Origin of the sequence: Streptomyces sp. W16 (assembly GCF_033194735.1) — a bacterium.
Classification (GTDB): domain Bacteria; phylum Actinomycetota; class Actinomycetes; order Streptomycetales; family Streptomycetaceae; genus Streptomyces.
This window is the reverse complement of the sequence record NZ_JAWOAI010000062.1, coordinates 19,331-28,187: the sequence shown is the minus strand read 5'-3', so window position 1 is coordinate 28,187 and position 8,857 is coordinate 19,331. Positions and strand designations below refer to the sequence as shown.

Annotated in this window: 9 protein-coding genes; all 9 read left to right on the top strand. The window is 71.4% G+C overall.

The features are described from left to right. Positions 1-1,181 (top strand): daptide-type RiPP biosynthesis dehydogenase (gene mpaC, locus R6V09_RS11360; RefSeq protein WP_317881250.1); only part of this gene is annotated, 1,181 nt, incomplete at its 5' end. 78 nt (positions 1,182-1,259) lie between these two features. Beyond that, complete coding sequence (locus R6V09_RS11355) at positions 1,260-1,427, top strand: daptide-type RiPP (protein ID WP_317881249.1); 168 nt, start codon at positions 1,260-1,262, stop codon at positions 1,425-1,427. Between the two features lie 74 nt (positions 1,428-1,501). Further along, entirely contained in the window at positions 1,502-1,666 is a 165-nt protein-coding gene (locus R6V09_RS11350) for a daptide-type RiPP (RefSeq protein WP_317881248.1), read from the top strand. Between the two features lie 102 nt (positions 1,667-1,768). After that, positions 1,769-1,963, top strand: a complete 195-nt coding sequence (locus tag R6V09_RS11345; RefSeq protein WP_317881247.1) for a hypothetical protein — start codon at positions 1,769-1,771, stop codon at positions 1,961-1,963. Then, positions 1,956-2,690 (top strand): ABC transporter ATP-binding protein, encoded by a 735-nt coding sequence (locus R6V09_RS11340; protein WP_317881246.1) that lies wholly within the window; start codon positions 1,956-1,958, stop codon positions 2,688-2,690. Before R6V09_RS11345 ends, R6V09_RS11340 begins: the two co-directional genes overlap by 8 nt. Further along, positions 2,683-3,423: an ABC transporter permease gene (locus tag R6V09_RS11335; RefSeq protein ID WP_317881245.1), complete on the top strand. Its 741-nt coding sequence runs from the start codon at positions 2,683-2,685 to the stop codon at positions 3,421-3,423. The genes R6V09_RS11340 and R6V09_RS11335 overlap by 8 nt, the downstream gene beginning before the upstream one ends. Positions 3,424-3,437: 14 nt before the next feature. Continuing rightward, on the top strand, positions 3,438-5,081 hold the full coding sequence (mpaP, locus tag R6V09_RS11330; RefSeq protein WP_317881244.1) for a daptide biosynthesis intramembrane metalloprotease: 1,644 nt from the start codon (positions 3,438-3,440) through the stop codon (positions 5,079-5,081). 73 nt (positions 5,082-5,154) lie between these two features. Next, on the top strand, positions 5,155-7,776 hold the full coding sequence (lanKC, locus tag R6V09_RS11325; RefSeq protein ID WP_317881243.1) for a class III lanthionine synthetase LanKC: 2,622 nt from the start codon (positions 5,155-5,157) through the stop codon (positions 7,774-7,776). Then, the gene (locus R6V09_RS11320) at positions 7,773-8,825 is read left to right on the top strand and encodes a glycosyltransferase family 2 protein (protein WP_317881242.1); all 1,053 of its coding nucleotides are present in this window, start codon (positions 7,773-7,775) and stop codon (positions 8,823-8,825) included. Before lanKC ends, R6V09_RS11320 begins: the two co-directional genes overlap by 4 nt. Positions 8,826-8,857: the final 32 nt, after the last annotated feature.

The window sequence follows — 8,857 nt, the reverse complement described above, 5'->3', positions numbered from 1 at the left end:
GCCGACTGCGCGAGAGCCCCGCACTCGGCGCCGCCCGGACCGTGCTCCTCGTCGACAGCGGAGTGCGCCGCACGGAGATCCGGCAGCGGGTGGCGGACGCGCTCGGCTCGCGCCCGTACGAGTGCCTGACCCTCAGCGGGGCCGGCGACCTGGACGACGTACTCGCGCTGGGGGCCCGGCTCGAAGGAGCGGAGCTGGTGCTCGCGCTGGGCGGCGGCTCGCTGCTCGACCGGGCCAAGCTGGCCAGCCTGGCCGCCTCGGGACCCGAAGTGGCACGCCGTCTGACGGTGCCGCAACGCAGCGGACTCATCGTGCTCACGCGGGTTCCGCGCCTCATGCCCCTGATCGCCGTGCCCACGACCATCGGCACGGGTTCGGAGGCGAGCGCGGTCTCCTGCCTCGCGTACAAGGACGCCAAGCGCCTCGTCATGGGGGAAGGGCTGCGGCCGGAGCTGTCGGTGCTCGATCCGCTCGCCACCGCGACCCTGCCCCGGTACCTGCTCGTCGAAGGCGTCCTGGAGACGTTCTTCCGCCTTGTCAGCCCGTATGTCGGCGACCGCGCGGAACTCCCGGAACCGGACGCCCGTGTCGAAGCCGCCGCCGTACGCCTGTTGCGTCTCGGGGACGAGATCGTGGCGGCGACCCGTGCGGGCGGGCGGGCCACCGACGAACAGCGTGCGCTGAGCGCGCGGCTCAGCGCCGAGAGCCACACCCGGCACTTCCACGACGGCCGTGATCCCTACGCCGTCAAGGGCTGGCTCATCGCCAACGAGCTCTCCACCGTGCTCGGCCTGCGCAAGATGACGGCTGTCGCCGCACTGCTGCCGGCGCTGTGGCAGGCCATCGACCAGGGCGAGGAACGCCTGGGTTCGCGGCGCCGTCTGCGCCGGTTGTGGGCCGTGCTCCGTACGGGACACGGGCGGTCACTGCCCGCCGAGCCGGCGGCCGGTGTGGCCGCTCTCGTCGACTCGTGGGGGATCGAGCGCCACATCGTCGCGGACACCGCGACAACAGAGGCGATCGCGCACCGCACGGTCCGGGCCTGGGGAGCGGGGCTGCCGATGCTCGGCGCCTTCGGGCACACCGATGTGCGGGAGCTGTTGTGCCGCACCGTGGTGGCGCCGGCCGGGCGGGACCGCCCCGAGCGCCTTGCCGGGGATCAACTCGCCCCGGCCACCTGAGACTTCTGCCACGGCTCGCCCCTCGGGGCGCCGTAGCGGGGGAAATGAAGAACATCCGCTGTACATGGAGGAGGGGACATGCAGGGTACGGAGACTGCCAAGCCGCTGCTGGAACTCGGTATGCAGGAGCTGGAGCCCATGGACGCGCCGGGCTGGTGGACCGCGATAGGCGTCAGCGCCGGCGTGGTCGTCAGCGCCTCCGCCGCCTACGGCAGTGCCGCCGCCTCGGTGTCGCTGCTCACCTGAGCCCGTGACGGGCGGGCACCGAGTGCCCACCGCACGTGTACATGACCGACTCACCACGAGGGGAGGTGAAACACATGGAGCAGACCAAGGAATTCGCTCCGCTGCTTGAGCTGGGTATGCAGGAGCTGGAGGCCATGGAGGCCCCGGGCTTCTGGACCGGGTTCTCGGTCGGCGTCGCGATCAGTGGCGTGGCCTCGGCGAGCGCCGCGGTCAGCGTGGCTGTCAGCATCGCCACCTGAGTCCAACTGTGACTGAGCCCGGTGCCGTGGTGACGGCCATCATCCGCCGCCAAGGCACCGGGCCAGTCCTTCAGAACCTAGCACCGCGAGGTGGAGGAAAACATGAACCGCAGGAACACCGCGGGCATCGCCCTGTCCGTCGCCGGTCTCTGCGTGCTGATCGCGCTGGCCGCCCTGGCCACGGCGTTCGAGCTGTCGGGGGCGGTACGTGTCGCAGTCGTCGCACTGCTGGTCTGCGCCATCGCCGGGGCCGCTGCCGTGGTGGGGTCCTCGGTGGCCAGGAGCAACCGTGAGTGAGACGCCGGTCATCGAGTTCCACGGTGTGACCAAGAGATTCGGAGAGGTCACCGCTGTGGAGGACCTCACCTTCGCGGTGCGGCCCGGGCGGATCGTGGGCCTCCTCGGCCGCAACGGCGCGGGCAAGAGCACCGCGCTGCGGGTCCTGCTCGGCCTGGTCCGGCCGACTGCCGGACACGCGAGCCTCTTCGGGCACGCGTACCAGGATCTGCCCGACGCCCCCCGCCGGATCGGGGTCAGCATGGACACGATCGGCCCGACCCCGGGTACGACGGGCCGCCGCGACCTGCGGATCTGGGCGCGGAGCCTCGGTCTGCCCGGGAGCCGGGTGGAAGAGGTGCTCGACCAGGTCGGTCTCACCGACAGCGCCGACCGCAAGGTCAAGGGCTACTCCACCGGTATGCGGCAACGGCTCGCGCTCGCCACCGCGCTGCTCCCCGACCCCGAACTCCTGGTCCTGGACGAGCCGGTGAACGGGCTCGACCCGGACGGCATCCGCTGGCTGCGTGAACTGCTGCGCACGCTCGCGGCGGAAGGAAGAACCGTCCTGCTCTCCAGTCACCTGCTCGCCGAGGTCGAGCAGACCGTCGACGACGTCGTCATCATCCAGCGCACTCTGCGCTACTCGGGCGCACTGGCGAGGCTCACCGCCGACGGCACCGACCGTCTGGAGGACCGGTTCTTCGAGCTGGCGGGCGCGAGCGCTTCGGGCGGTACCCGTGACTGACGCACTGCGCGGTGAATGGCTCAAGGCCCGGAGCGGCAGGGCGTGGATCGTGCTCCTGGTGTCCGGCATCTACATGTCGGTCATGACGAGCTTCGGCTACGGCTCCGAGGGTGACAAGGCGCTCGACCAGGGCAGCGGCGATCTCGCCGCCGTGACCGACGACGTCGTACGTGCCTGGATGATGACCTTCCTCTTCGTCGCTCTCTACGGCGCGGTCGTCGTCACGCGCGAGTACAGCTCGGGCTCGATCAGCCGCTCCGTCCTCGTGACCGGGCGCGCGCGCCTGTTCGGCGCCAAGCTCGCCGTGGCCGCGCTGATGGGTGCGCTGTCCGGAGTGGTCGCGGTGGTCCTCTCGGTGCTCTCCGCATGGGGCGTACTCGCCGTCTACGGGCGGGACTTCGCCTGGACGAAGGAGACGACCCTGATCGCGGCGGGCGTGTTCGTGTGCAACGTCCTGGCCGCTCCCTGGGGCGTCTTCATCGGCTGGATCATCCGTCATCAGATCGCCTCGGTCGTCACGGTCATGGCGCTGACCCTGCTGGTCGACCCCGGTCTCCAGCAGCTCGCCCCGAAGGCCGCGAGCTATCTGTTCACGATCGCGATGAGCTCGGTCTACCGGGACGTGGGCCACACACTGCTGTCCCCTCAGGCCGCCCTCCTGGTCATCGCGAGCTGGCTCGCCGCCGCCGGCTTCGCCGCGTACCGGCTCCTCCGCGTCCGCGACCTCACGTAAGGCAGGCAGACAGCATGTCCACCAAGACCGAGCCGGCCCTCGTGCCCCCCGAGCTGCTGGCCCGTCCCCGGCTCGCCGCCGACGTGTCGGTGCACGAACCGGCCGACGAGGGGGCGTCGTGGCTGATCCAGCAGGGTCAGGCACGGTACTTCCGGGTCCAGCCCGACCTGGCCCGCCTCGCCCTGGCGCTCAACGGGACCCGCGACCACGCGCTGCTCGCGGAGATCCTCGGGGCACCGTGGACGGTCGACGCGGTCACGGAAGCCGTGGAGAAGCTCGCGGCCGGGAAACTGCTCGACAACGGAGAAGCCGTTCGCAGGAGCGACCGCCGCTTCAAGTTCGTCCCGCCGCTGACACTGCAGTTCACGATCGTCCGGCCCGAGCGCCTGCTGCTCCGTATCTCACCGCTCGTCAAGGCACTGACGGGGCGGGCCGGGACGGTGGCCGCCATCGTGCTCACGCTGACCGGACTGCTCGCGCTCGCGGGGCAGTCGGCCCGGGTCGGCGCCGCCCTCGGGCAGCCGCTCGGGCTCGGTACGTACCTCGCCGTCTTCATGGGCGTCCTGGCCACGACCGCCGTGCACGAGTTCGGGCACGGCGCGGTCCTCACACACCACGGCGGACGCCCCGGCCGGATGGGCGTGATGCTCTTCTATCTGTCGCCCGCCTTCTTCTGCGACGTCACCGACGGCTGGCGGCTGCCGCGCAAGGGCCAGCGGGTCGCGGTGGCTCTCGCCGGGATCGCCACCCAGGTGGTCATCGCCGGGGGCGCCGCGGTGGCCTCGCTCTTCGTCACCGGCGCGGCGCGGGACGGGCTGCTCGTCTTCGCCTTCGTCACCTACGTCGCGGGCCTGCTCAACCTCGTCCCGTTCGTCAAACTCGACGGCTACATCGCGTTGATGAGCCACCTCGACGTCCCGCACCTGCGTGACCGGGCCCTGACCGACGCCCGCCGCGCGGTCGCCGGCGTGCTCTTCGGTGGTCGCCACAGCCGCGAGTTGCCCGAACTCGGGCGCTGGGCCGTGCCGTTCGGCCTGGCCTCCATGGTCTTCCCGCTCTACATGATCGCCACGGCCGTCGGCCTGTGGGGCGACACTCTTCAGCGGATCGGCGTCGTCGGTGCCTCACTCATGCTCTGCGGGGTCGGCTATCTCGGGTACCACCTCGTACGCGGATTCCTGCGGGTCGCACGGGAAGCGCGCACCGGCGGCGCGGGCGTGGCCCGTATCGGCGCCGTCGCCGTCCTGCTCACCGGGGTGCTCGCCGCCGTGCTCGCGCTCGTGGACGTCCCGTACACGGTGAGCGCGGGATACGCCGTGCGGGACGGGGGGAAGGTGGAACTCCTGCTTCCGTCGTCCGCCGACCGTTCGGTGATCGAAAAGGGTGCGAAGGTACGCCTCTACCGAGTGGGCATCGCCACGAAGAGCGAGACCGGGCGTGGTGTCATCACCGATGACCGGCCCGTCGCGACGACGGCCCCGCTCTCCGCTTTCCTGCCGGTACGGGCCGACACCCTGCCCACCCCCGCCGACGGGTACCGGCTGCGGCTCACGAAGACCCCGGAAGACGCCCTGGGCGGCGCCGTCGTGGACGCGGGAACGATGCCCGTCGGGCAGTGGATCTTCACCAAGTACGTGCTGCCGGCCTTCCGTTGGTGAAGGGCCCCGCCCCAGTCGACCGACGTGACAACTCCGCCCCGGCCATGACCGGGGCGGCATCGAGGAGACCCTGATGGACTTCCGGTACCTGACTTTCTGCCGGCCGGGCGAGGTCTTCTACGACGTGCAGGCCCCCGCCGGCGCCGAGGACGACTTCCCCGCCGCGCGCACCCCGCTCCCCGAGGGATGGAGCCGCGGTTCCAACGAGGACTGGGTGATCTTCCGCCCTCCAGGTGTCGAACTCCCCGAACAGGGCTGGAAGATCCATGTGACGGCGACCCCGGAGAACGCCGAGCGGATCAGCCGCCTCGTACGCGACTACTGCCTCGCGCACGGGGTGTACTTCAAGTTCATCCGCAGCTCCGCCGTGCTCGTGCGCCGCAACAGCAAGTACGGGGACCGGGGCAGCAGCGGCAAGTTCGTCACCCTGTACCCGCTCGACGAGGAGATGCTCACCCGCCTCCTCGACGAGCTCGACCTCCTGCTCACCGGCGAGACAGGACCGTACATACTCAGCGACCTGCGCTGGCGCTCCGGCCCGCTCTATGTGCGCTACGGCGGCTTCGTGGCGCATCTCGCGCGCGACGCGTCGGGGGAACTCGTCCACTGCGTCAAGGACCCGTCCGGGAACTGGGTGCCCGATGTGCGCGGCCCCGGCTTCCGGCCGCCCTCCTGGGTGACCCCGCCCGCCCGCCTCCAGGAGGCGCTCGCGGCGCGCGACAGCGGAACGCTCACCGATTTCCCGTACCGCCCGGTCAAGGCCCTGCACTTCTCCAACGGCGGCGGTGTCTACCTCGCCACCGACACCCGCGACGGTACGACCGTGCTGCTCAAGGAGGCCCGCCCGCTCGCCGGGCTCGACGCCGTGGGCTCCGACGCCGTCGCCCGCCTGCGCAACGAGCACTGGGCCCTCCGGCGCCTCGCCGGGCTCGACTGCATGCCCGCGCACGCCGAGTTCCGCAAGGGCCACGAGCACTACTACCTGGCCCGCGAATACGTCGAGGGCAAGGCGCTGGGCCAGGAGATGCAGGAGCGCAACCCGCTCCTCACCGCGGAGTCCGCGGCGCCGGAGGACTTCGCCGCCTACACCCGCTGGGCGCTGGACACCCTCGACAGAATCGAGCGCGGCGTGCGCGAACTGCACGCGCGCGGCGTCGTCTTCGGTGACCTCCATCCGAACAACGTGCTCCTGCGCCCGGACGGCGGCGTCGTCTTCATCGACCTGGAGGCGAGCAGCGAGGTGGTGGCCGCCGCGCCACAGGCCATGGCGGCGCCCGGCTACCAGGCTCCGGCCGGGTACACAGGAGTGGACGTCGACCGGTACGCCATGGGCTGCCTGCGTCTTGGCGTCTTCCTGCCGCTCACCCAGGCACTGCCATGGTCGGCGGACAAGGCCGGGCAGTTCCTCGCGCTGATCGCCCGGATCTTCCCCGTACCGGCGGAATTCGCCGGGCAGGTACGCGACGATCTGGCACCGCCCGCAGGTTCCGCCGCCGGCATCTCCGCTTCCGCACCCTCCTGGCCCGTGGCGGGTCCCGACACCCAAAGCTGGCCCGACCTGCGGAGACGTCTCGCCGACGGCATCATCGCCGCCGCGACGCCCGGGCGCGAAGACCGGCTCTACCCCGGTGACATCGAGCAGTTCCACGGCCGGGGCGGTGGCGCGAACCTCGCCTTCGGTGCCGCGGGGGTGGCCTGGGCGCTCTCCCAGACCGGCGTCGAGGTGCCCGAGGAGCACCTCGACTGGCTCCTCGCCGCAAGCGGGTGCGTGGAGACACCCGGCTTCTACGACGGCCTGTGCGGGATCGCCTTCGCCCTCGACGCGCTCGGTCTCCGCGCACCCGCCGGGGAACTCCTGGAGCGCGCCGCCACCCGTTGGACCGCCGCCGACGCGGACCTCGACGACAGTCTCTTCCGAGGCAGAGCCGGCATCGGCCTCACCCTCCTGCACTTCGCGCAGAAGTACGACGAGCCGGACCGGATCGAGCACGCGGCGCGACTCGCCCACCACATCACCGGGCCCGCCCAGGGCGGCAGGCGTCGCTCCGGCCTGCTGCACGGCGGTTCGGGGCAGGCACTCTTCCTGAGCAGGCTCTTCGAGCACACCGACGAGCCGAAGTACCTCGACCAGGCAGTCGAACTGGTCCGCGCCGACCTGGCCGAGAGCGGCTGGTCGACCGACACGGAGACGACGACGCCGTACGCTGCCTGGTCCGTGCCGGTGATCAGCGGCGGCGCGGGTACGGCACTCGCCGTCGACACGGTGCTCGAACACACCTGGGACGCGGAACTCGGCCTGGCACGCGCGGCACTGGGCGAGCGGCTCGCCACAGCCTTCTTCAGCCACGCCGGGGTGTTCACCGGGCGGGCGGGGGCGATGCTGGCACAGCACAGAATGGGGTCGACGGACCGGACCGGCGCTGCGGACAGCTCCAGAGCCGCCGCAGACGGGTCCGAAACCGCCGCGCCCGCCTCCCTGCCCTCGCACCTCGCCGCTCTCGGCCTCCACGCCGTCCCGCACACCGGGGCCCCTGCCTTCCTCGGTGACCAGTGCCTGCGCCTCTCCACGGACCTGGCCACCGGTACCGCCGGAGTCCTGCTCGCTGTCGACACCGTCCTCACCGGCAGGAACACCGGGCTGCCGTTCCTCACCGGCCGACGGAGCCGGCCCTTCGGAAACGGCGGCCCCGCGTGACGCCCACCCCCCGCTTCTCCGTCATCTGCCCCACCTACAACCGCTCCCGCGCCATCACGCGCACGCTGGACTCCGTCCGCGCGCAGTCGTTCCCCGACTGGGAACTGCTCGTCATCTCCGACGGCAGCACCGACGACACGGACAAGTGGGTGCGCGCCGCAGCCACGGAGGAGCCGCGCATCCGGCTCGTCCGCACCGACCGGCACGGTCATCCGAGTGGCCCCCGCACGATCGGACTCACCGAGGCACGCGGCGAGTTCGCCGCGTACATCGACCACGACGACGAGTGGCGCGCGGACCATCTGCGAGTGTTGTCCGATGCCTTCGAAGCCGGGGCGGAACTCGTCGCGACCGGCTGCGAGCGGAGGACCGCCGCCGGGGAACTCGCCTCACGGTCCGACGTTCTCGAAGTGGTCTGGCACCCCGAGATCCAGTTGTTGGGGCCCATGTTCGAGCCCTCACGCGTCGCGCACCGCCTCCCGCTCGCCGAGAAGGCGGGCGGCTGGCGGGCAGGCGCCGGCCTTGAGGACTGGGACCTGTGGCTGCGGATGACCGATCTCGGCCTGCGTTTCACGACGGTCCACGCTCACACCACGACCCTTCTCGACGACAGTTCCACCCGCAGGCACCGAACCGCGCGGCGCCACCGCCTTCCTCTCGCGGTCTTCGACAACGCCCGGCTCGCGCACGACGCGCTGCGCCGTCTGCGCGGTGGCGAGCACGACGAGGAGTTCCGCCGTGCCTATGTCGCGGACACCACGGAGTGGTACGAACGCATGGCGACCACCCCTGAGTTCGTCCTTCCCGCGGGGTGGCGAGGGGAGTTGCGCCACGAAATCACCCGCCGCGCGGTGGCACCCGGGGAGGTGTGGCCCGACCTGGTTCTGCTCCCCGAACAACGCGACCGTTTCGTCCTCGCCCAGCTCCTGTGGTGCGCCGACGCCGACCACGCCCGCCGTGTCGCATCCCTCTCCGCACGCGTACAGCGTCGCCAACTCGCTCTGGCGGCCAAGGTCGCCGGGGTGGAGCATGCCGCCCAGCTGACCTGAAAGCGGTGTGGAAGCCGGGCCGCTCCGCGTGC

What these genes read in the sequence shown, in the direction of transcription:
- R6V09_RS11345 (WP_317881247.1), top strand. Translation starts at nt 1,769, where the DNA reads ATGAACCGCAGGAACACCGCGGGCATCGCCCTGTCCGTCGCCGGTCTC.
- lanKC (WP_317881243.1), top strand. Translation starts at nt 5,155, where the DNA reads ATGGACTTCCGGTACCTGACTTTCTGCCGGCCGGGCGAGGTCTTCTAC.
- mpaP (WP_317881244.1), top strand. Translation starts at nt 3,438, where the DNA reads ATGTCCACCAAGACCGAGCCGGCCCTCGTGCCCCCCGAGCTGCTGGCC.
- R6V09_RS11350 (WP_317881248.1), top strand. Translation starts at nt 1,502, where the DNA reads ATGGAGCAGACCAAGGAATTCGCTCCGCTGCTTGAGCTGGGTATGCAG.
- R6V09_RS11355 (WP_317881249.1), top strand. Translation starts at nt 1,260, where the DNA reads ATGCAGGGTACGGAGACTGCCAAGCCGCTGCTGGAACTCGGTATGCAG.